The sequence below is a fragment of the Porphyromonas sp. COT-052 OH4946 genome (genome assembly GCF_000765965.1).
GTDB classification, from domain to species: domain Bacteria; phylum Bacteroidota; class Bacteroidia; order Bacteroidales; family Porphyromonadaceae; genus Porphyromonas; species Porphyromonas gulae.
The window spans coordinates 46035-67938 of record NZ_JQZY01000002.1; the positions used below are offsets into that span (position 1 = coordinate 46035).

A 21904-nucleotide genomic window follows, 5' to 3' on the forward strand; every position below is an offset into this window, starting at 1 on the left:
TAAAAACATATGAAAAGGAAAACACGATTGCTGCTTATCGGGATCGCTCTGATTGCAGGACTGATCCCCTCCCTTCGGGCACAGCAGATCGGGCTAAAGACCAATCTGCTTTATTGGGGCACGACTACACCTAATGCAGGATTGGAGTTTCGCATGGGTAAGAAGTGGACACTCGATGTTTCGGGAGGTTACAATCCTTTCACATTCAGCCACCATCGCAAGCTCAAACATTGGCTCGTGGCTCCGGAACTTCGCTATTGGACGTGTGAGGCTTTCTCCGGCCACTTCTTCGGACTTCATGGCATCGGAGGAGAGTACAATGTGAATGATATCGACATCCCTGTCGGTCGGCTCAAAAATCTCAACAACTATCGACACGAAGGATACGCCATCGGTGCCGGCCTGACCTATGGCTATCAATGGTTGTTGGGCAAAAGATGGAATCTGGAGGCATCGATCAGCGGAGGATTCGTCCACTTCGACTATGACAAATTCGAATGTGCCAAGTGCGGCAAAAAGATCGAAGAAGGTAAGTACAACTACTTCGGCGTAACGAAAGCTACACTTTCGCTCATATACATCATTAAGTAATACCATAATTATACTGACAAGCTATATGAAACAGAGTCGCTATATCATCCTGTCGCTTCTCTTCGGAATGTCCACGCTTGCCGTGATAGCTCAGACCCATCTAGGAGGTGTTAAGATAAGCGAGAAGCACGTGATCAAGAAAACGGGACATACTGCCAACGTAAAGATGAACCTGAATCTGACGGCCATGCCGGATATGAAGAGCAATCTGCTGATGGTGGTTACACCCATTATCCGCTCCAATACGTCGAACGATCAGGTCGCTCTTCGTCCATTTCTGCTTATGGGGAACAGACGCTACCGGATCATCGATCGTCGTATCACTCTCGACAAACACCACATCTACAATCAACCTGACACCAAACCTTCGGCCATGGTAAAGCGTCACAATGGCAAGGAACAGAGCATGGACTATTCTGCGGCTACACCTTATAGGCCGTGGATGCGCCATTCTTCCATGATTCTTTTGGCAGAAAACACCGGTTGCGCGGACTGCCCGCTCGGTTCAGAAGAAACGACACTTACGGACGATGCTTTGGTACCACTGTATGAAGCAGACTACCGATACCAAATCATAGTACCGGAAGGCGAACTACTGAAAAAACGTGAAGAAACCCTCTCCGCTCACCTGGCCTATCGGGTAGGGAAATATACTGTACTACCGGATTTTGATGGCAACCCCACAGAACTGGCACGTATCGATAGCAAACTGAAAGAAATCAGAGGCGATAGCGACATCACTTTCGAGAAACTCAGCATGGTAGGATACGCCTCACCGGAAGGGGGTGTAGAGTACAACGTACAGCTTTCTAAGGATCGGGCACACTCCTTTGCAGACTATCTTATGCGCAAGTACCCGATCCTGAAGAATCGATTCGAAAACGATTGGAAAGGACCCGACTGGGCAGGTCTGCGCACTGCAGTGGTCAAGAGCGACCTCTCACAAAAGGCTGCCATATTGGACATCATAGACCAAAAGCCGGCCGGCGAGCGCACAGCTGCTCTGCAAGCCATCGATGGAGGCTCTCTCTATGCCACATTGCTCTCGGACTATTACCCCCCGCTTCGCCGAAGCGAACTCACTTTCCATATCGTGGTCAAAGGATTTGAGTTGGACAAAGCACGTGAAATTATCAAGACACACCCCTCTCGTCTGAGTCTGGCAGAGGTCTACGCCGTAGCACAGAGCTATCCGGAAGGGAGCTACGAACGCTACGAGACGTGGACAACAGCCGAGAAAGCTTTCCCGAAAGCGATAGAACCGACAGCCAATGCGGCCATCATAGACCTTCGTGCCGGCAGGTATCCACAAGCTCTGGCTCGCCTCGAAGCGCGTAAGAGCGAACCCAAGCTATGGATGCTGTTAGGCTTGGCATATGCTTACAGCGAAAAATGGGCTGAAGCCGAAAGCTACCTTACTCGCGCTGCTCAGCAAGGCCAGCCCGGAGCGCAGCATAACCTCGACGAACTGCGACACTATATGCAGGACAATCTCTAAATCAAAAAAGATCCTAATAAAACAATATTCACTTTTAAAACAAAAACAAGATGAAAAAGACTAAGTTTTTCTTGTTGGGACTTGCTGCCCTTGCTATGACAGCTTGTAACAAAGACAACGAAGCAGAACCCGTTGTAGAAGGTAACGCTACCATTAGCGTAGTATTGAAGACCAGCAATCCGAATCGTGCTTTCGGGGTTGCAGATGACGAAGCAAAAGTGGCTAAGTTGACCGTAATGGTTTATAATGGAGAACAGCAGGAAGCCATCGAATCAGCCGAAAATGCGACTAAGGTTGAGAATATCAAATGTGGTGCAGGCTCACGCACGCTGGTCGTAATGGCCAATACGGGAACAATGGATCTGACTGGCAAGACTCTTGCAGACGTAAAAGCATTGACAACTGAACTGACTAAAGAAAATCAAGAGGCTGCAGGGTTGATCATGACGGCCGAGCCAAAAGCAATCGTTTTGAAGGCAGGCAAGAACTATATTGGATACAATGGAGTCGGAGAGGGTAATCACATTGAGAATGCTGCTCTTGAAATCAAACGTGTACATGCTCGCATGGCTTTCACCGAAATTAAAGTGCAGATGAGCGCAGCCTACGATAACATTTACACATTTACCCCTGAAAAGATTTATGGTCTCATTGCAAAGAAGCAATCTAATTTGTTCGGGGCAACACTCGTGAATGCAGACGCTAATTATCTGACAGGTTCTTTGACCACATTTAACGGTGCTTACACACCTACCAACTATGCCAATGTTCCTTGGTTGAGCCGTGATTACGTTGCACCTACTGCTGGTGCTCCTCAGGGCTTCTATGTATTAGAAAATGACTACTCAGCTAACGGTGGGACTATTCATCCGACAATCCTATGTGTTTATGGCAAACTTCAGAAAAACGGAGCCGACCTGACGGGAACCGATTTAGCAGCTGCTCAGGCCGCCAATTGGGTGGACGCAGAAGGCAAGACCTATTACCCTGTATTGGTAAACTTCAACAGCAACAACTATACTTATGACAGCAATTATACGCCTAAGAATAAAATTGAGCGTAACCATAAGTATGATATTAAGCTGACAATCACAGGGCCTGGAACAAACAATCCCGAGAATCCTATCACAGAGTCTGCTCACTTGAACGTACAGTGTACTGTAGCTGAGTGGGTTCTCGTTGGTCAGAATGCTACTTGGTAATCAACCCTCAAACCAATAAAAGAAAAAACTTTCATAGTTTGTTTACATTGGAATACAGGGAGCGGGGTTCGCTCCACTCCCTGTATTCATTCTCTCTAAAATCGAATAGGGAAATCTGAATCACCAATCAAAGAATTATAGTTATGAACGACGCTAAGAAATATATCGTATCGGTGCTGATCTTACTCGTATCCGGAATGTTTGGCGGATGTGTTAAAGAGGACTATTCCGATTGTCCCCGTCCGTTTCGCCTCACTGTCAGGGCATGGGATGCCGATATGCAGGATATAACCGAATCCGGAGCCGTGCAGCGCGTCGTTATTTTCGTCTTCGACGAAACCGGCCGGCGCATCGATCGCCTGATGATGGACGCCGCAGAAGTGGCTGCACGCAAACCTATACCATTGGAATACGACGGGCCAACCACTGTTTCTTTCGTGGCATGGGCCAATCCCGACGATCGCATGTTGGCAGAGACAGCCGATGTGCAGAACGTCAAAGACTTATTCTTCAGACTGGCCTCTACCAATGGTATAGCCCAATCGCCTGAAGACCTTTTTTCCGGCATACTGACCTGCCCGATAGAGTATGGCTCCATCGAACAGGGTACAGACCAAACTGTCGATATCTACCGCCGTACGGCACAGGTACATATCATAATACGTGGCTATCAAGAGTGGCTGGACGCTAATGGCCCCAGACAACTGCCAGACTATGCTGACATTCTTCTGGGAGAAACTCCCGACACCTATACCGGCCTCGCCGACCTCATCGGCAATGCCGTTCAATACCGTCCCGACGGACAGATCCAAAACGGGGATTTCATTTCTTCCATCTTCCGTATTTATCCCACCCTCGACTCCACTCCTTTGCACCTCAAGCTCTATGCATATGGGGAAGAGTTGCTAAACTTCAGTGCAGGGTCGGATGGAGTGCCTTTCATTCCCGTTGTAGGCAAAATGCTGAACATCTACATAGATCTCCGTGGTGCAAACCTCAGCGTGATCGTATCCGTCACTCCTTGGGACGTAGTGCAACAATATGCAGAATACTAATCTGACAACTATTACGAAAATGAAATACTTCCACCATCCTTCGGGACTACTTCCACGCCTTCTCCTGTTATTGCTTTTTACGATGGGGGCGGTAGCATGTACCAAGGAAGATAATCCCGATCAGCCCACCTCGGACGATGTGGCAACGGTAAAGATGTCGCTTGACGACGTTGAAATACGAAACGGAGATCTCTACTCAGGTGAAGATCTGATAAAGAAAGTGCGCATATTCGTCTTTCGCGAAGGGCTAAACGGCCTTTGGGCTCTCGACAACCAAAAACTATTCATATCGGGACAATCCGATTTTCAAAATCCTTTTGCGATCAGCGCACATGCCGGGCCTCGCCACATATACGTGATTGCCAACGAACCCGATGCTCTCACGACAAAACTGAACAAAATCCTTTTCAAGAAAGAACTTGATGATATTCAGGCTCCTGACGTGAACGGGCCGATAGTTCAACCCTTCACCATGACGGGAATGGTGATAGCAACCCTTAACCCGCAAAACACTGTGGAAGCAAACGTCAGCCTCAACCGCATTGCAGCCAAAATCACACTGGACATCAAGCAAGTTACTCCCGGTAGCAATGTAATCAAGATTACCAACGTACAGATTCTTCGCAACGCCAAGAACTCTCGCCTGCTCGAAGGTAGTACGAGCAAGCCTACAGGATATTGGAATTGGATGAATGTCTATGATGTTCCATTGACGAACAACGGTAGCGCACAGAGCATCATCCCCGCAGCTGCTCCGCTCTACGTATATGAAAACATAGGCTCTGCAGCGGACTCTACAGGCCGTGCTACGCAGCTTGTGGTAGACGCCCTCTACAATGGCATCAAGACGCGCTACTATGCCTATGTGAACGATCAGACCACTACGGCCGATCATCACTACGCCATCCACCGCAACCACCATTATAAACTGGACGGGACAATCACAAAAATCGGCGAATTCAGCAGCTTGCTCCTCACGACCACAGTCCTTCCGTGGACGGTAGAGAACTTGGATCATGGTTTTCTCGTACCATATTTTGCGCTAATTCAGCCGGAGAATATCCTCGAACTCCCTCAAAACAACGTGACCATCTCCAACCCGCTTACCATTCAAATCAAAATCAAAGGAACAGATGGCAGCCAATGGCATGCGACACTCGATAACGGATTGGAATTCGGATTCGATACGGTCAATGGTGTAAACACAGGGGAAGCTGATGGGTATACAGGATACACTGTTATCGTTAAGCCACTGAAAGCACCTACGAACCACGACCGACAGGCGAAACTGTACTTTACCGTGAATGGAAAAAAGGTAGTTCTAAAGAAAGGTAATGGCGTCCAGCTGACAGACATTACCATCGTACAACAAGGGCACTAAAGGACAAGAAGAAACTAAGATGAAAACGAAACTTAAGATAAATCTATTGGCTATACTCTTTGTCTCTATTGTGACAGGGTGTATCCACGAAAAGGTAGACAATCCTGAGACAGATCCGTCTTCGCTTATCCTAAGGGTGCAGCTTTCGGAAGGAGGGGAAGGGCGTAGCACTGAGGCAGGAGAGACCTCTTATGGAGAAAATGCGATAGAGCATTTGGCTGTGGTTTTCTACCATGGTGGAACAAAGGTATGGGAAGCCGTTCCGACAGTACAGTCCGTAGGCAATTATATAATCCCTGTACCTCAACACATGTACGGACAGTTCGATGGCACGAAAGAATTTAATATCTACTTAATCGCCAACGTTCATGGTTTCGCCGGTCCCAATTCGGAGACAGATCTTCCTAAAAAGGTAATCAGCAATGATATTGCCGTTTCCTCATCTTCCGGGACACCTCCCGACAAGTTCGCCATGTACGGCTTTACGTCGAAGCAGATCAATATGACGACATCCGAAGGCAAACAGCTTGGCAACATCAATCTAAAGCGAGTGGCGGCAAAAATCAGGTTGAAAAGCCCAACAGTTATCGTTGAAGGATACACGATGGTAGGGCTTCCTCAGGCCAAATACAGGAACTACGTGAACAAGGGGTATCTGCAATTCGAAGATATTCCGTCAGGAGCCGATGCAGGTGGTGTCATTCCTTATAAGGAGCTGAACGAAGCAAATGGGACAGTTGTTCACTTTTACTCCTATTATAATCAGTGGGAAGAAACCACTCCCGCAGATCAGCGGCCCGAGCTTATTCTGATGATCAAGCTTAAACAAGATGGTCAAACAGACAATCTGGCCAAAGCATACTATTACAGAGTTCCCATCAACGCTTCGGACAATAAAATCCGCAGCAACTACCTCTATGACATGAGTGTGACGATAGAAGTGCTGGGAGGCCTGGAGGAAGAGAACCCGATAGCACTGAACGGTACATTCTGCGTTTTACCATGGTCAGAGCATGCGGACGACCAGACTCTCCCTGACACGCAGTATCTGGAGGTAATTCCACAAGAAAGCGTGATGAATCTGATCACAGAGACCCACCTCGACTATAAGAGCTCTTCCACAATTGAAATTAAGGATGTCAAGGCTTCTTACACTTTTGTGAATGGAGAAACCGGAATAGAAACAACAGTTCACTACCATCCTAATCAGACTGCACCGGAATCGCACATCGGTCAATTCCCGATCGTAACGGAAGAATCAGGTAAGATCAAGGTTAGCTCGATCCTTCCGGTCAACAACGTTCCAAAGAAAATCACTTTTACAGTGAAGAATCTGAAAGGTGGGCTAACGAAGCAAGTTACGATTGTTCAAAATCCGTCAGAGTATGTAGTCCACACAATGGGTACTGCATCCTCTTGGCAACCGGGAGGAAACCTTGCGCCCGGGCTAAACAACAAAGCGATTTATCACATCGTCATTCTGGCTCCCACAGGAGATATGGTGACCGGATTCCCCCCGAGAGAAAACAAAGACTTTTATTATCAAAACAGTCCGGGAATTCCCAGTGGTTTGGTATACAGTGACGATGTAACCAATAGTTCAACAGAAACATCCCAAATGGTATCACCTTCTTTCGAATTGGCCTCTCAGTTAGGTGCGACTGTCATACAACCTTACGAAAAGGTAATAGGCGGGTATAACATCCATTCGAACTATGCGTCAGGAAGTGCCACGACTCGAAATGCATTAGGGACTTGTGCAGAATACTGGGAGAAACGTGTGGTCAACGGAGCTGAGGTTATCTTAAACGATTGGCGCTTACCTACCAAAAAAGAAGTGGAATTAGTGTATAGACTGCAAAAAGACCCAAAGAGTGCTGTGAAGGCTATCATGACCGGTAAATACTATTGGAGCAACCTCAAACACCCGGCCATTCACAACCCCGATGGAGAATTTGTGAACAACGTTTCAGAAAGCAGAGCGCACGTCCGCTGCGTTCGAGATGTGAAAGACGATATCAGGAAGAAAAAATGAAGAGAACGATGAAAAAGTTTCAGTATATACTTTTGCTATTGCTACTCACATCATGTGTAGCAGATCGGCACGAGCCCTGTCCCGGACAGATGGTGGAGGTCAGAGGAAGCATAATCGCGTCGGAATACCCTGTCAGGATAGCCACTTTCAACAAAGAGAATGCGGTAGAAAGTCTCGAGCTCTGGGTCTTCGACGAAGATGGCTGTTTTCTGGAACGAGCTGCAGCAAATATTTCAGGACAAAATTTCACTGCTACTATTACCGCTTCTGATAAAAAAAGAACCATTCACTTCATAGCCAACTATAACTTGCTGAACCCACAGACGTGGGTAGGTCACAGCCAGAAAGAGATGGTGCCTTCATTTTCTGTACAGGACGACCAAGAGACCATCCGGATGTGGGCAAAGAAAACCTATGACACAGGTATAGCAACCGCTACAGATTTGGGTCAGATTAAATTACTCCGCAACATGGCCAAGTTTGCCTTGTACGTTGCAGAGCCTTCTCAGAGCAAGTTATACGATGTATCCTTTTCATTGTACAATTCTCTGAACAAAGGCACGTTGGCTCCTTTCAACCCAAGTACCGGCGAGTTTGTCAATGACTATGTTACCGAGCCGGCCGGCACGACCTTTGCGGCTCCTCAACATTTCAAACCGGCGGGAGACAACAATTTTTTCTATGGATTTGAACGTCAAAATTCCATACAAACAGAAATCACCTGCTTGATTGTGAAAGCCAAATACGAAACCCCCTCCGCTGCCTATAGTTATTATAAAATCGACTTGGTCAATGCCGACAAAGATCGGTACGATGTAATTCGAAATCATTTTTATAAAGTCAGTATCCTGCAAGCCAAAACGGCAGGGTATCCCTCCATCGAGGGAGCTTTACAAGGAGCTGCAGCCAACAACATTGCACTCAGCCCCGAGGTGCAGGTCTTCCCCTCATTCTCGGACGGTACCGGCCTGCTTACTGTGAACAGTACTTATATGGCCTTTGTCAATAAGGAAGCTACAGGCTATATTATTGCCTCCTATACTCCTCAGGGGTCAACCACTGCGGAGAATAACAAGATAGTCGTAGACAATGTGACTCACATAAACGGACAAGCGGTGATGGGCGTTCCGGTTAATGATGGTAATGGGAAGATTACCCTAACATTGAATCAGAACCCACCCTCCACGGGAGCCTATATAACAGATATAGTATTAGGTATCACCGGCAATCCCGACCTCAAACGAAAGGTTTGTATTGTGGTTCGCAATCCATACTCCTATGATCTTTTTCAGGCAAACGGACAAGCGGCCTCGAACAATGTAGTAAATGTAGCTTTGCCTACAGGGCAAGCAAAACCTCTGACAATCAAGGCGAAACTACCGGAAGTGTTTAATGAGGCTCTGCTACCTATTACGTTCAAAGTCTTTACAGAAAACTTCTACCCGGCTAATCCCGGGATGACCATAGGGATAGAGGGAGGAAAGACCTTGTACAAATACGTATTGACGACAATGCCTCAGAACAGGGAGTTCCAGCTTCCTTTCAAGTCAAACAAAGTGGAATCGTCCGAAGACATCATCGTCAAAATGAATTACTTCTATGACCAAAGGATTCAAGTGACAAATTAGATCATATTTCATTCTCTCCTTATAAATAATCGGGACACAGAGCGGCATATCCACGCTACGCTGTGTCCCGATTACTTTTGGGGAAGTATTCGGCAGATCGTCATACCCTCTACTTTACTGTGATCCCGGTGAGATGTTGCGGCCCGACTCTGTCCGCTCCGTCACGTCCTCCTTTGGGAGAGTATTTGCCATGAGGCATATCCTGAAGGATGAAAGCATTGGCCTTTCTGGCAGCGACCACCTTATCCGTTGCGACAGTAGCAAGGCTATTGGCAAGCATATCGATCAGAATACCATTGCCGCTGCTGATAGAACAGTCCACAGAGACATCGGCACTGCGGCGGAACAGCTCCTCATTGGTTTTGGCCGAGCGCAAGATGTATTCCACCTGTACGCTGACAGTGGAGACGAGAGCAGCTTTAGACCAATTCTTGATTATAGTGAAAAGCACCGCATCGGCCTGAAATACATCGTAAAACGGCTTGAGATTTCCTTCCAGAAATTGCTCGGCATCCCCTGCACTCTCCTGACGCAAAAGTTCCATGGCGAGGTACGGGGAGAAGACGTAGAACCCTTTCTCCACCAAAGGCATCGTAAGCGTGGAGAAGAAATAGTCCTGCGCCTCTACGTGATTGGTCTCATTGATCGGCGGCATAATGAGGATAGCCACGGGAGACTCTTCGTACATCTTAGAATATACTACTTTCTTGATCGACTCTTGCGCATATCCGCTTCCGGCCATGGAGAGGGAGAGGAGGGCGCACAAAGCGATAGTACGTGAAAAAGCAGCTCTGATCGGCATTCTCATGGGTTCTGTAGTTGTTCGATGATTCTGCTGACAAATAAATTGCTTTCGGGATAAAGGGCCATCTCCATCTTGAGCATCCGGATGCCCTCTTCTATCCGTCCTTTCTTGACGAGGAGATAACCGTATTCGGCATATACACCAGGGGGAACAGTCTTGCGTATACCGCCCTGTTCCTTGATGATTTCCTCATAGGTTTTTAATAGCTTTTGTTCGGCCTCGGGTGTCTGTTTTTTCGAGTATGCATACGATTTTTCTTCATAGCCATGCCAAGAATAGAGCGTCTTGGTACCACAGTTGGAAAATGCGAAAGCGACGAAACACACAAGACCGGCAAGTAGAATTTTCTTCATAATCTGCAGAGTATTCGAATTACATCTTTTAGGTAAGGGCAAAGGCTGTCTCCGGCTCTTTGCCCTTGGTCTCTACATTTCGGTTATGGCAAATGGATCATTTTCCCATTATTGGTCGATACGAATATCTGCTTTTCATATAGTCGGACTCCGGCTCGGTCTGTGACGACTACCGTATGCTTGCCCGGACTTACGACTATGCGCTTGCCTTTGCGCACGGCATGCTTCTCCTTGATGGGCACTGCCTGCACAGCAGAGTCGCCATCGATGGTGACGAAGACGGTCTTACCCAGGTATTGCTTACTTGCAGTCACGATCAGGTAACTCTCGTCCTGCATCCCATAACTGGCCGATGCCACAGATCCGCAGGAGCTGAAGGCTGCCACACTCGTCACGAGGACGAGCAAAACGAGGAGGGAACTGATGATATTTCTTTTCATAACGATCTGATTTTGAAAGAACGGTTAGCGTGGTTGTTCGATGTAATACTTGTCCGGCTCGCTTGCGTCGAATTGGCCGCTGACCAGCGTAGCAACGGCAAATTCCGTCTCCTGCGTATCGCCGCCTACAGCTTCTACCCTGATGGTCGCCACTTTCTTGCCGGGCAGCTCAAATGCGACTCCTGTCTGGGGATTTTTCACCTTCTTGCCACGGAGCATAACATCGAAGAGGTCTCCCTCCCGAAGGCCTTGCGACTGTCCTCCGGCTATAATGATGCCATCCTCATCGACATTGAGGAAGTAGGTACGCCAGGGTTTGTCCGTACACTTGTTTATTATATTTTCCACCAGCATATCTATAGCAGCGGATATGGCTTTGTCGCTGAGCGTAGCATCGAATCCGGCCTTACCGCCGAAGCCCAGCGTGGACTTCGTGGTTGTCTCGGCCGTTCCCTTGCCCTCTTCCGAATAGATGATCATACCGGTAGCCACATCTACGATCCTGATACTTACGCCGGCTTGCACGATCTGGCTCTTAGTGGCAGTAAAGACACCGTCATTGCCTGTCGTCTTACGGCCGAATTCCGTTATCGACCCAAGAATGAGGTAGTCCGCACCAATGGTCTGCTTGGAGGCAGCATTGTTCTTCAGCTCTTCCTCTATCTTGTCGAGATCTTCACGCTCAAGCAGGATAAACTTCCCCGTACCGGCCAACTTAGTCGATAAAATATCCAACGCCTGCTTGGCCATGGGATCGCTGTCTCGGTCATAGAAGATGCCTTTTCCATACTGCGTTTCGTTGGAGAATCGGCTAATGGCCACTTTCATTTTCAGCGTTCTATTTTGAGTGGTTCCGGCTTGCACGGAGGAAGATTGTGCGCCGGACTGTGCTTGTAGCATGAGTCCGCTGACACTCATCAGTAGTGCGAGAAGAATAGTTTTCATAAGCTCTCTTTTTGTTTTTTAGCTATCTGCGTTTTTATTTGATATTGACAACAAAAATAGCCAAACTTCGTTTTGAAAATGTTTTCCGGAACCGGAAATGCACGAATTGCGGTTCGTCTTTTCGCGAAAAGACGCGCGGGAAAGTTTTCGTTTTGGCGCGTAAAAAATTTACTTCCCACACCAAAACGAAAAAATTCTCACGCCACGTTTTTCGGCTCCATATCCGCAGATTTTATTGCACGTGAAGAAGATGTAAAGAAAAGGCATTAAGATGAGGATAAACTTCAAAGATGCATCGTAGCAGACACACATCAAACGAGGTACTATGAAAGCTTATTCATGCTTACACAAACGAGTATTTTCTGAAGGAAACCATTCGATCACTCCAATTAGCGATCAGTACAAACAGAAAGCCAAAGAATATCTCGACTGCAATCGCTCACAATGATCCTGAAGTCCTGTTCCTTTCTTCGCACAGAAAGATCTCGACTAAAAGCTTTGTAGCCTCGCAAATGAAAGTCGTTGTTAGGAGTTTCACCGTTCGAAAAGGAGCTTCTGAAAGCATATCCCACATTCATGAAAAAGAGCTTCATGTATGAATAGTTCCAAATTCGAATCAAGGGCAATAAGAATAATCACTATTTTTAGCTCTGAATAGAGGCTTATAACAGAATTTTAGCATCAATATGAAACTAAACGAAAATCAGATACAGGAAATAAAATCAGTCCTCATACAAAAAGGATTACAGATAAATGACATTGAAATCAACTTTGATGAAGACAATGTGAACTTTCAACATCGTATTCAATCATCATATGTCTTTTGTGTACGGAGATCTATTCAAAGAGCCTCGTTGGCTGATGTATATTGTAAACCTTACACATACCTACCTCATATCTACCTAGAATGCAACTCTTTTACAGACATTTTAAATGCAGCAAAAGAATGGGCTGTAGTAACGAAGTATAAATTGGTAGGAAAATCATACTATCACAAAGTTTTTCTTAGCCACGCCTCTAAAGACAGTTCGTTGATAGGTGAGTTTGTCGATAAAATCCTAAGGCTGTCTTGTGGTTTCGACACTTCGGACATTATTTATACATCAAGAGAAGACACAGGCGTGGAGCCAGGAGAAGGTATCCCTTCTTTTATAAAGGAAAATCTACGGACATCAAGCTTGATACTCTTTCTAATTTCTGACAACTACAAAAAGAGTGAAGTCTGTCTGAATGAAATGGGTGCAGCATGGGCATTGGAGAAAGAGACTTTTTCTATACTCCTCCCGGGAACTACATTCCAAAGTCTCGGATGGCTAACATCACTAAATAAAGCTATTAAAATTGATGACAGCGAAGGACTCGATACAATCTATCTTAAATTAAGCAGAAAGGAAGATAATACTCTGGACTGGAACAGGCAAAAGGACGCATTTATAAAGTATTGTGCAGAATGGCACCCTTAAAACACTTGCAACGAAGATCTGGGCAACAAGAAATCTGCAAAAGACAGCAACATAGGATACTGACTGTTACACACCTTTCTATCTAACGAAAAAGGGTATTCTAAGGATTAGACATAGGGCTGATTTTGATGATACGATTCATCTCTTAACGACAGAAGATACAACTCCTCCGGGATTGTGGAACTATACACCAGAAAGGGTAGCCGGCATAAAGGATTCTCCATTAAGAGCAAAGTCTTCAGACAGCCTCTTTCGGTGAGACAGAACATCGGTCAGGGCAGAAAAAAAGCCACTCATACGACTCCCTTTCGAGGAACCGTATGAGCGGCCATAGAGAGAATACTGAAATACTCCTTATCGGGAGTAGAGATTATTCTTCCAAGAGAATCTCGAGCACTTTCGCTGCCGAATAGGCCACGGGAGTACCAGGGCCGAAGATGGCGGCGACGCCGGCCTGATAGAGGAAGTCGTAATCCTGCGCCGGTATCACACCTCCGGCTGTAACCAGGATGTCCGGACGGCCGAGCTTCTCCAACTCTGCTATTACCTGAGGGATCAGCGTCTTGTGACCGGCTGCCAGAGAGGAAACGCCCATCACGTGCACGTCGTTTTCCACAGCCTGACGAGCGGCTTCTTCCGGCGTTTGGAACAGCGGCCCCATATCGACGTCGAATCCGCAGTCGGCATAACCGGTAGCGACCACTTTGGCACCACGGTCATGCCCGTCCTGTCCCATCTTGGCGATCATGATACGCGGCTGACGGCCTTCTTTCTTCGCAAATTTCTCTGCCAATTCTTTGGCATGGGCAAAGTCTTTGTCTTCTCCCGATTCGGATGAGTACACGCCTGAAATAGTTCTGATTACAGCTTTATATCTTCCCACGATCTTTTCACATGCATCCGAGATCTCGCCCAAAGAGGCACGCAGCCCGGCTGCTTTGACAGCAAGGTCGAGCAGGTTGCCCTCTTTCGTTTCCACGCATTTGGTGATGGCCTCAAGGGCTTCTTTCACCGCTTTTTCATCACGGTGAGAGCGAAGATCGTCGAGACGCTCTATCTGCTGCTTACGAACAGCCGTATTGTCGATCTCAAGAATATCGATAGGATCCTCCTTGGGCAGACGATACTTGTTCACCCCCACGATGACCTGCTGGTGCGAGTCGATACGAGCTTGCGTGCGGGCTGCGGCTTCTTCGATACGCAGCTTGGGCAGTCCGGTCTCGATAGCCTTTGCCATTCCACCCATCTCCTGTACTTCCTTGATCAGCTCCCACGCCTTGTGGACGAGTTCGTTGGTCAGGCTTTCCACATAGTAGGAGCCGCCCCATGGATCGATCTCCTTGCAGACGAGGGTTTCCTCCTGAATATAGATCTGGGTATTACGGGCAATACGTGCCGAGAAGTCCGTCGGCAGAGCGATGGCCTCATCGAGAGCATTGGTGTGCAGTGACTGGGTGTGCCCCAAAGCGGCCGCCATAGCTTCGATACAGGTACGTCCGACATTGTTGAACGGATCCTGCTCCGTCAGTGACCAGCCTGACGTCTGGCTGTGTGTACGCAGAGCCAATGACTTGGGATTCTTCGCCCCGAAGCTCTTCACGATCTTGGCCCAAAGAAGGCGCGCCGCACGCATCTTGGCAATCTCCATAAAGTGATTGACACCGATAGCCCAGAAGAAAGAGAGACGAGGAGCAAAAGCATCCACATCAATACCGGCATCGATACCAGCTTTGAGATACTGCATACCGTCTGCCAGCGTATAAGCCATTTCGATGTCGGCGGTGGCACCTGCCTCTTGCATGTGATAACCGGAGATCGAGATCGAATTGAACTTGGGCATATTCTGAGAGGTGTACTCGAAGATGTCGGCAATGATCCGCATCGAAAATTCGGGCGGATAGATATAAGTGTTACGCACCATGAACTCCTTGAGGATGTCGTTCTGGATCGTTCCAGCCATCTCTTCGAGCTTCGCGCCCTGCTCCAGTCCGGCATTGATGTAGAAAGCCAAGACGGGCAAAACGGCTCCGTTCATCGTCATGGAAACGGACATCTTGCTCAACGGAATACCGTCGAAAAGGACTTTCATGTCTTCCAGCGAGCAAATGGAAACACCGGCCTTCCCGACATCGCCCACCACGCGCGAATGATCCGCGTCATAGCCGCGGTGCGTGGCCAAGTCGAATGCCACGGACAGTCCCTTCTGACCGGAGGCCAGATTGCGACGATAGAAGGCGTTGGACTCTTCCGCCGTGGAGAATCCGGCATACTGGCGAATAGTCCACGGACGCATGGGGTACATACCGCTATAGGGACCTCGCAGGAAAGGAGGCAGGCCGGACACATAGTCGAGATGCTCCATGCCCTCGAGGTCGTCTTTCGTATAGAGGGGCTTTACCATGATTTGCTCCGGAGTACGCCAGTCAGCCACGATGCCCTTTTCTTCCGCCCAGCGCGCAGCATCCTTAGCCACGAAGCCGGCGGACTTTATATCGATGTCTTTATAATTAGGTTTCATCTTTGATTCTTTGCTTTAGGGATGGATACTACCGAATACCGAATTTGTCGTTGAAGGCACGAAGCGTTTCGAGGACATTGGACTTCACATGCACATAGTTCTTGATGCCTTTGGCCTCAAGATCCGCCATACAAGCCGGTGCACCGGCCACTACGAACTCGGCACGGCCGGCGAGATAGTCAAATGCAGCCGGAGCATACTCGGCATATTCATCGTCACTGGAGCAGAGCACCACAATATCGGCTTTCGCTGCCAATGCTGCATCCACACCTTCCTCCACGGACTTAAAACCCAAATTGTCGATCAACTTGTAGCCGGCACAGCCGAAGAAGTTGCTTGAGAACTGAGAGCGTGCCAGACGCATGGCCAGATTGCCGATAGTGAGCATGAAGACGACGGGCGTTTTGCCACTCTTTTCCGTTGCCAGACGGAGAGCTTCGAATTCGGATGCTCCTCGATTGAAGTTCAGGGGTTCGATGGATTTGACACAGTTGCAGTCATGCTCTCCCTGAGCAAGAGTAATCTTATTGCCGGCAACTTCCGTGAAATTGGGGAACTGGTTGGTCCCGAGGAAGATCTCGCGGCGAGTCGCCACCGACTGGTGGCGTTTGATATTGCTTGCATTGACAGCCTTCTGAACGCTTGCCGTCTCAGCAGCCTGAGTGAAGCCGCCCGCATCCTCTACGGAGAGGAACAGCTTCCACGCTTCCTCTCCGATGGAGTTGGTCAGCGTCTCTATATAATAAGATCCGGCCGAAGGGTCGATAACCTTGTCGAAGTGGCACTCCTCTTTGAGCAAAAGCTGCTGGTTGCGAGCGATACGCTCCGAGAAGTCGTCGCTCTGCTGATAGGTGACATCGAAAGGCAATACGGTAATGGAGTCCACTCCGGCTATCGCTGCGGACATAGCTTCGGTCTGCGTACGCAGTAGGTTTACGTGCGCATCGAAGACGGTCTTGTTCCACATGGATGTCGTAGCATGCTGGTGGATCTTGGCCGTTTCGTTCTTGTACTGATCGCCATACGAGCCGACGATCTGAGCCCACAGCCAGCGAGCGGCACGGAACTTGGCTATCTCCATGAAGTAGTTGGATCCTATACCGAAGTTGAATTTGATGCGTGAGGCGATTTCCTCCGGCTTGTAGCCGGCATCGGTGAGCTTGTCCAACAGCTCTGCACCCCAAGCCAAAGCATATCCCAGCTCTTGGGTAATGAATGCGCCGGCATCGGACAGATTCACGGCATTTACATTGAGCACCCGGAAAGCAGGCAGTTCGCGTGCAGCATCCATGACGGGGAGTGTCATCTTCACCCAATCGGGATTGGATACGCCGCGGACGAGCTGCTTTTTGAACGGGTCGTAGCTGACCGAGCCACGACATTTATTCGGATCAGCACCAACCTTTTTGACATATGCGGAGAATGCTGACAGCAGGTCTGCGGCACGTGTGATACAACAGTTGAAATTCAATTCCACGGCTGTCAGTTCTATGTCTTTCAGCAAAGCAGCCAATGTATCTACATTGATATGAACCTTTTTCAGGAAGAAACCCAACGAGTCCACACCCTTGTTGAGCAGGTCAAGGGCTTTCTCATTGGCTTCTGCCACATTGTCCCCGATGACGATGTCTTGGCGTACGAGCCATTCGTTGTGCATTCGGGTGGATCGCACATAAGGGTATTCGTCAGGAAGAGAAGTCGTTGTCTTCAGATCCTCGATGTCCTCTCTGCGATAAAACGGATTGACATTAAAGCCCTCGTTCGTCCGCCAGACAAGCTTCTTCTCAAAGGGAACCCCCTTGAGATCGGCCGTTATCTTATCGATCCAGGCTTCTCTCGAAACCGGAGGGAATTCGGAAAAGAGCTTTTCTTTTTCTTTTGCCATAATTTTAACTTAGAGTGAGTATTGTGATACTTTATTTTTCCGACTGTACTACTTTGTTTATACTTAACAAAGTAAGCTAATTTACACTTACGAAGTACATTTTGGAGAGAAGAATCCTGCACTCTCCGGTCTCAAGTACAACGGATACATCATTTCATATCCGGTCGGTTTGCGCGCCGGAATTTTCGCATTTGTTCCCCACAAAAACATGGCGCGAGAATTTTTTCGTTTTGGCACGGCAATTAAAGAATTTACACGCCAAAACGAAAAAAATCTCACGCCACTTTTTCAGGAAACACGAGCCGCAATCAGAGAATTTTTGGTTCGTATTTGCAAGATGTCCGCATTGCAGACCTCTCGGCAAACAAGAACAAGGATTAAAAGTCGAGCAAGCGATAATGTGAGCGGGTGTGGCTCATGCTCTCCGGCAGTTCGTAATGCCACCACTCCCTGCGATAGGGTACCAGCCCGACCGACTTCATTATGCGACGTAGCAACCGGCGGTTCCGGACAGCCTCTCGGCTGATCAGGCCGTCTGCGGCCAAGCGTTCTTCCTGACCCACATGTGCCGATCGGCCAAAGTGATCGACAGGAGTGCCCATATCCAACGGTTTTCCATCACGATCCACGATGGTAAGATCTACAGCGACTCCGTAGTTATGCTTCCCTCCTCTGTTTCCGTTGGCTACATAGACAGCCTTGGAAGTTCCCTTCACGAGGGTGTACATACGCCTCTGTATGCTGATGGGACGGGATGCGTCGTAGATGAGTAGAGAATAGTCCGGATATTCTTTGCGTAGCAGTCGCTGCGCTTGACGGATGCGTTCGGCAAAGCCCTTTTCGAAATAGGCTTTATCGAAGTCGCCGTACATATCTTCGCCCACAAAGTTGTCCGTCGTGGAATAAATGAGAGCGAGACGAATCGTAGTGTCGAGACGGTGAATATCAACGTAGCCTCGTATGCGGAAATCTTCTTCGGAGAAAGTCTGCGCACAGAGCATCGTATTCAATGCCATCGCGACTGCAATACCGACAAAGAGACGACACATCGAACCGGACGAAAGAGAGAGAAAAAACGTCTTACCGCTGTTTCAGGATGGAGTTCAACACGCGACAGGTGCAAATCAGCTTGCCGCTCTTGGTCGAATAGATATTGATACTCCATACGTGTGTGCTGCGTCCCTGGTGCATAATGGAGGCCTCACCCCGAAGCACATCGCCTTCAAGAGCCGAGGACACATGGTTGCCGCTCACCTGCAATCCCACTTGTATCTCTCCCGGATTGCAGAGTGCCACGGAACCGAATCCGGCCAGGGTCTCTGCAAAAGCCAAGCTGGCCCCTCCATGCAAAATACCCATAGGCTGACGAGTGCGGATGTCCACCGGCATTGTTGCCTCTACATAGCCACGCGCGATCTTGGTACAGCGAATGCCAAGGCTCTCCATGAGCGTACCCGGGACAATGCTATTGACGTCTTCCACCGAGAACGGAACAGCTTCATATTCGTGTCGGATATACTTGTCCACCAAGTGAGCGACACCGTTCTCCTCGTTGCTCGTCGTAATATAGTCGGCACAGGCTTTGACAGCCTCCCGAGCATTCGCCACTGCCACACCCAAGCCGGCCAGTTGGATCATCTCCACGTCGCAGTAGCTGTCTCCGACCGAAACCAGTTCGTCTCGCGACAAATCCAGCTTGTCCAAGAGATCGGATATGGCTTTTATCTTCTGCACCTCGGACGGAAGACACTCGAGCAGCGTTTCGGAAGAACGGAATATATTCAATTTGTCTCCATAGTCGCGCCGCATCACGACCTCCAACTCTGCGATTTTCTCTGCCTCACCGACAAAAGAACACTTGATCACCTCCGAAGAACGGGGATGTTTGGAGACAAGTGGCTGGCCACAAATATCCGATTCCTTCACTGCAAGGGGATCGGTGGGATCGGTGGAGAATATGGAATCCCTGCCGAAAGCCAGCAAGGTAACGCCTTCGGCCCGGGCACGTGCATCCAACACATCGACAAAAGATGTAGCCATCCGGTGCGAAGCGATGACTTTACCCGAACGACAGTTTACGATCTGTCCTCCGTGATAAGGGATGAGATAGCCGCTATATTCCCTAAGATTCAACTCCTCTGCGAGTGGCTTCAGTGCCGTCGCAGTACGACCGGAAGTGAGTACGACACGGATCCCCAGCTCTTTCTGGATATAGAGGAGTGCATTGCGGTTCTCTTCCGTCAGCTCATACTTGTTATTGAGCAGGGTGTTGAATACATCTATGACTATGATTTTATACTTCATCGCAGTAAAATTTATAAAAGAGAATTAGAAAGTCCAGCTAAAGCCGGCAAAACAATGGAACGGCTGCATGGGGTAATAACCGATCAGCTCCGTCGTTTCAGCCAGCAGATTATCTATTTTGAGATAGAGGACCAAATTCTTTTTCAGCTTGTATGAAACATCCGCACTGAGAAGATGTACATTGCCGACTCCCAAGGCTTCCGAGCCGACCGAGCCGAAAGAATACCGGTACCGTCCGTTCAGCTGTGTATATCGGAGTCTGACATCCAATGGAGCAATGGGGTGAATACCGACTTCTGCCTTCAATATGAGATCGGGCTGCATGGAGGCGACAAGTCCTCCATCCAAATTCCACTTGCCGTAGGATGCGTCTACCAGAAAGCGGAGCATATCGCGATAAGAGTATTCCAGCTTACCACCTGCGCGCCAGCGGCTGCCATCGGCATATATCGGCAAGAAACTCACATTATACTGATACAAATCGGACGGATTATACAAGGGTAGAGTCGGTGTATAGAAAGGCACACCTGTCAGCTTGGAGAAGTCGCCATAAACCTCCATACGTGCCACATCGGCTATATTCCCCTTCACCCCTAATTGGGCAGTCAAGGCATTGCGAGAAGGGAGTACAATCGTATTGGGCATCAGGTAGGGCATTTCCTCTTGCATAACATCGGCGAGTCCATTTCGAATCACTCCACCGAAGGCTTTCGCATACAGACGCCATGAGGGGAAGATACTAAGCGAAGCATCCAGTTTTGGCCAGAAAAACAACCTTCCTTTGGCTCCGAAATGGGAAGAAACCCCTACACCGGCCTGTATGTTCCATTGCATATTGTCCGAGTCTCCGACAAATCCGATTGTAGGCGCGCCCTCCACATAATACAGGTTTCGGTCGGTTTCGGACAGAACACCTGTTTGAATCATTTCGCTGTTTTTGGCAAAAAACAATCCTCCCGTGCGAACTTCCACACCGAGCTTAATGTCATCGGACAACTCCTTGCGCATCGTCACGTTCAGTTCAGGCGTGTGTTCCGTGAGAGCCTTCATCGGATCAGTACCCAGATACGGAATAGAGCGGAAGAAACGATAGTCGATCCTGGCATCGATCACATCATTTTTTGCCCCCAAGTATGCACGGATGTTGTGGGTACCGTTGTCCATCTGAGGTGTAACAGGTGCCGATAGCTGAGGGATACTGCCCACATTGGTGGTAGCCCCCCGTCCGTAGTGATTGAAATAATGGTTCGTATAGTACAAGCCGGTAGCAAGCACAAAGGAAGGCCTGCGCTGCTCGTAGTCCACTCCTGCCATCATTCGTCTATCCTTTCTGTCGCCTTCGAAGTCACCGGTATTGAAAGCCGACTTCATTCCACGATAGGACAGGAAAAGATTCAATCTCTCCTGCTCTGCATCTATCAGGCGATAGCCGGCATCCACCCGTTGGTTCAACGTATGACCGAGACCGATATTCAGATACCCCCTGTGCTTCATGTATCCTTCCGCCGGCAGGATATTCGGAAGATTGTTCATGCCAGAAGAAGAAACTTCGGGGACGAATCCGAATGTGCGCTTGTTATATTCCGGACGGAAAGGTTTTAATCGAGGTTCGATGGCCTTGTATGTAGCAGGAAGCGGATCCGCATGCTCCATCTCCACTGTCTGGTCATTAACGATAGTAAGCTCCCTGCGCAACGTGTCGGGGCGTTTGGTTTCTGTATTTCGTGGGGTTTGACCGCAAACGGATGATACAGAAAGAGCCATTATGACGGCCGTATATAATTGATATTTCATGATGCTG

The 21904-nt window shown here is 48.5% G+C and carries 21 protein-coding genes; 10 read left to right on the top strand and 11 right to left on the bottom strand.

The genetic code is table 11. The annotated features are described in order from the left end of the window. The first annotated feature begins 9 nt into the window (after positions 1-9). The 7 genes from HQ50_RS00360 to HQ50_RS00390 all read left to right on the top strand — a co-directional run bounded on the left by HQ50_RS00360 (position 10) and on the right by HQ50_RS00390 (position 9390). Positions 10-591, top strand: a complete 582-nt coding sequence (locus HQ50_RS00360; protein WP_018965152.1) for a DUF3575 domain-containing protein — start codon at positions 10-12, stop codon at positions 589-591. Between the two features lie 25 nt (positions 592-616). Then, positions 617-2089, top strand: coding sequence for a DUF3868 domain-containing protein (locus HQ50_RS00365; protein WP_039427494.1), 1473 nt, complete (start codon positions 617-619; stop codon positions 2087-2089). Positions 2090-2139: 50 nt separating this feature from the next. Next, the gene (locus HQ50_RS00370) at positions 2140-3291 is read left to right on the top strand and encodes a fimbrial protein (RefSeq protein WP_039427495.1); all 1152 of its coding nucleotides are present in this window, start codon (positions 2140-2142) and stop codon (positions 3289-3291) included. 143 nt (positions 3292-3434) lie between these two features. Next, complete coding sequence (locus tag HQ50_RS00375) at positions 3435-4346, top strand: FimB/Mfa2 family fimbrial subunit (protein ID WP_039419465.1); 912 nt, start codon at positions 3435-3437, stop codon at positions 4344-4346. Then, positions 4333-5727, top strand: coding sequence for a fimbrial protein (locus HQ50_RS00380; RefSeq protein WP_039427497.1), 1395 nt, complete (start codon positions 4333-4335; stop codon positions 5725-5727). Before HQ50_RS00375 ends, HQ50_RS00380 begins: the two co-directional genes overlap by 14 nt. A gap of 19 nt (positions 5728-5746) precedes the next feature. After that, positions 5747-7762 (top strand): fimbrial protein, encoded by a 2016-nt coding sequence (locus tag HQ50_RS00385; protein WP_039427499.1) that lies wholly within the window; start codon positions 5747-5749, stop codon positions 7760-7762. Positions 7763-7770: 8 nt separating this feature from the next. Beyond that, entirely contained in the window at positions 7771-9390 is a 1620-nt protein-coding gene (locus tag HQ50_RS00390) for a protein FimE (RefSeq protein WP_235317887.1), read from the top strand. A 109-nt stretch (positions 9391-9499) separates the two neighbouring features. Here HQ50_RS00390 and HQ50_RS00395 read toward each other — a convergent pair whose 3' ends face one another. The 5 genes from HQ50_RS00395 to HQ50_RS11015 all read right to left on the bottom strand — a co-directional run bounded on the left by HQ50_RS00395 (position 9500) and on the right by HQ50_RS11015 (position 12114). Continuing rightward, positions 9500-10192 carry a GNA1162 family protein gene (locus HQ50_RS00395; protein ID WP_235317888.1) on the bottom strand — a complete coding sequence of 231 codons (693 nt, stop codon included), beginning with the start codon at positions 10190-10192 and terminating at the stop codon, positions 9500-9502. A gap of 2 nt (positions 10193-10194) precedes the next feature. Further along, the gene (locus HQ50_RS00400; RefSeq protein WP_039427508.1) at positions 10195-10548 is read right to left on the bottom strand and encodes a DUF4810 domain-containing protein; all 354 of its coding nucleotides are present in this window, start codon (positions 10546-10548) and stop codon (positions 10195-10197) included. 83 nt (positions 10549-10631) lie between these two features. Continuing rightward, the gene (locus HQ50_RS00405) at positions 10632-10988 is read right to left on the bottom strand and encodes a hypothetical protein (RefSeq protein WP_052074849.1); all 357 of its coding nucleotides are present in this window, start codon (positions 10986-10988) and stop codon (positions 10632-10634) included. Positions 10989-11012: 24 nt separating this feature from the next. After that, positions 11013-11933, bottom strand: coding sequence for a CsgG/HfaB family protein (locus HQ50_RS00410; protein ID WP_039427510.1), 921 nt, complete (start codon positions 11931-11933; stop codon positions 11013-11015). 34 nt (positions 11934-11967) lie between these two features. Continuing rightward, positions 11968-12114 (bottom strand): DUF1661 domain-containing protein, encoded by a 147-nt coding sequence (locus HQ50_RS11015; protein ID WP_235317889.1) that lies wholly within the window; start codon positions 12112-12114, stop codon positions 11968-11970. Between HQ50_RS11015 and HQ50_RS11925 the strand changes: the two genes are divergently transcribed. Further along, positions 12086-12178, top strand: a complete 93-nt coding sequence (locus tag HQ50_RS11925) for a DUF1661 domain-containing protein (protein ID WP_235317890.1) — start codon at positions 12086-12088, stop codon at positions 12176-12178. The genes HQ50_RS11015 and HQ50_RS11925 overlap by 29 nt on opposite strands. 441 nt (positions 12179-12619) lie before the next feature. Further along, positions 12620-13396 carry a toll/interleukin-1 receptor domain-containing protein gene (locus tag HQ50_RS10275; protein WP_052074850.1) on the top strand — a complete coding sequence of 259 codons (777 nt, stop codon included), beginning with the start codon at positions 12620-12622 and terminating at the stop codon, positions 13394-13396. Positions 13397-13766: 370 nt separating this feature from the next. On the opposite strand, the gene scpA is transcribed toward HQ50_RS10275, so the two are convergent. The 3 genes from scpA to HQ50_RS11930 all read right to left on the bottom strand — a co-directional run bounded on the left by scpA (position 13767) and on the right by HQ50_RS11930 (position 18061). Further along, complete coding sequence (scpA, locus tag HQ50_RS00425; RefSeq protein WP_039427514.1) at positions 13767-15914, bottom strand: methylmalonyl-CoA mutase; 2148 nt, start codon at positions 15912-15914, stop codon at positions 13767-13769. A 28-nt stretch (positions 15915-15942) separates the two neighbouring features. Beyond that, positions 15943-17799, bottom strand: a complete 1857-nt coding sequence (gene mutA, locus HQ50_RS00430) for a methylmalonyl-CoA mutase small subunit (protein ID WP_039427516.1) — start codon at positions 17797-17799, stop codon at positions 15943-15945. 154 nt (positions 17800-17953) lie between these two features. Then, the gene (locus tag HQ50_RS11930; RefSeq protein WP_230587983.1) at positions 17954-18061 is read right to left on the bottom strand and encodes a DUF1661 domain-containing protein; all 108 of its coding nucleotides are present in this window, start codon (positions 18059-18061) and stop codon (positions 17954-17956) included. Between HQ50_RS11930 and HQ50_RS10440 the strand changes: the two genes are divergently transcribed. After that, a complete protein-coding gene (locus HQ50_RS10440; protein WP_230587984.1) occupies positions 18030-18203 on the top strand; it encodes a DUF1661 domain-containing protein in 174 nt (57 codons plus the stop codon). The genes HQ50_RS11930 and HQ50_RS10440 overlap by 32 nt on opposite strands. Here the strand turns inward: HQ50_RS10440 and HQ50_RS00435 are convergent. The 3 genes from HQ50_RS00435 to HQ50_RS00445 are packed head-to-tail and all read right to left on the bottom strand — an operon-like array spanning position 18177 to position 21897. Then, positions 18177-18848 carry a M15 family metallopeptidase gene (locus tag HQ50_RS00435; protein WP_039427518.1) on the bottom strand — a complete coding sequence of 224 codons (672 nt, stop codon included), beginning with the start codon at positions 18846-18848 and terminating at the stop codon, positions 18177-18179. The genes HQ50_RS10440 and HQ50_RS00435 overlap by 27 nt on opposite strands. Before the next feature lie 31 nt (positions 18849-18879). Beyond that, a complete protein-coding gene (locus HQ50_RS00440; protein WP_039420275.1) occupies positions 18880-20103 on the bottom strand; it encodes an HAD-IIB family hydrolase in 1224 nt (407 codons plus the stop codon). A 24-nt stretch (positions 20104-20127) separates the two neighbouring features. Further along, positions 20128-21897, bottom strand: coding sequence for a TonB-dependent receptor (locus HQ50_RS00445; protein WP_235317891.1), 1770 nt, complete (start codon positions 21895-21897; stop codon positions 20128-20130). Between the last annotated feature and the right edge of the window lie 7 nt (positions 21898-21904).

What these genes read in the sequence shown, in the direction of transcription:
- HQ50_RS00360 (WP_018965152.1), top strand. Translation starts at nt 10, where the DNA reads ATGAAAAGGAAAACACGATTGCTGCTTATCGGGATCGCTCTGATTGCA.
- HQ50_RS00365 (WP_039427494.1), top strand. Translation starts at nt 617, where the DNA reads ATGAAACAGAGTCGCTATATCATCCTGTCGCTTCTCTTCGGAATGTCC.
- HQ50_RS00370 (WP_039427495.1), top strand. Translation starts at nt 2,140, where the DNA reads ATGAAAAAGACTAAGTTTTTCTTGTTGGGACTTGCTGCCCTTGCTATG.
- HQ50_RS00375 (WP_039419465.1), top strand. Translation starts at nt 3,435, where the DNA reads ATGAACGACGCTAAGAAATATATCGTATCGGTGCTGATCTTACTCGTA.
- HQ50_RS00380 (WP_039427497.1), top strand. Translation starts at nt 4,333, where the DNA reads ATGCAGAATACTAATCTGACAACTATTACGAAAATGAAATACTTCCAC.
- HQ50_RS00385 (WP_039427499.1), top strand. Translation starts at nt 5,747, where the DNA reads ATGAAAACGAAACTTAAGATAAATCTATTGGCTATACTCTTTGTCTCT.
- HQ50_RS00390 (WP_235317887.1), top strand. Translation starts at nt 7,771, where the DNA reads ATGAAAAAGTTTCAGTATATACTTTTGCTATTGCTACTCACATCATGT.
- HQ50_RS00395 (WP_235317888.1), bottom strand. Translation starts at nt 10,192, where the DNA reads ATGCCGATCAGAGCTGCTTTTTCACGTACTATCGCTTTGTGCGCCCTC.
- HQ50_RS00400 (WP_039427508.1), bottom strand. Translation starts at nt 10,548, where the DNA reads ATGAAGAAAATTCTACTTGCCGGTCTTGTGTGTTTCGTCGCTTTCGCA.
- HQ50_RS00405 (WP_052074849.1), bottom strand. Translation starts at nt 10,988, where the DNA reads ATGAAAAGAAATATCATCAGTTCCCTCCTCGTTTTGCTCGTCCTCGTG.
- HQ50_RS00410 (WP_039427510.1), bottom strand. Translation starts at nt 11,933, where the DNA reads ATGAAAACTATTCTTCTCGCACTACTGATGAGTGTCAGCGGACTCATG.
- HQ50_RS10275 (WP_052074850.1), top strand. Translation starts at nt 12,620, where the DNA reads ATGAAACTAAACGAAAATCAGATACAGGAAATAAAATCAGTCCTCATA.
- scpA (WP_039427514.1), bottom strand. Translation starts at nt 15,914, where the DNA reads ATGAAACCTAATTATAAAGACATCGATATAAAGTCCGCCGGCTTCGTG.
- mutA (WP_039427516.1), bottom strand. Translation starts at nt 17,799, where the DNA reads ATGGCAAAAGAAAAAGAAAAGCTCTTTTCCGAATTCCCTCCGGTTTCG.
- HQ50_RS00435 (WP_039427518.1), bottom strand. Translation starts at nt 18,848, where the DNA reads ATGTGTCGTCTCTTTGTCGGTATTGCAGTCGCGATGGCATTGAATACG.
- HQ50_RS00440 (WP_039420275.1), bottom strand. Translation starts at nt 20,103, where the DNA reads ATGAAGTATAAAATCATAGTCATAGATGTATTCAACACCCTGCTCAAT.
- HQ50_RS00445 (WP_235317891.1), bottom strand. Translation starts at nt 21,897, where the DNA reads ATGAAATATCAATTATATACGGCCGTCATAATGGCTCTTTCTGTATCA.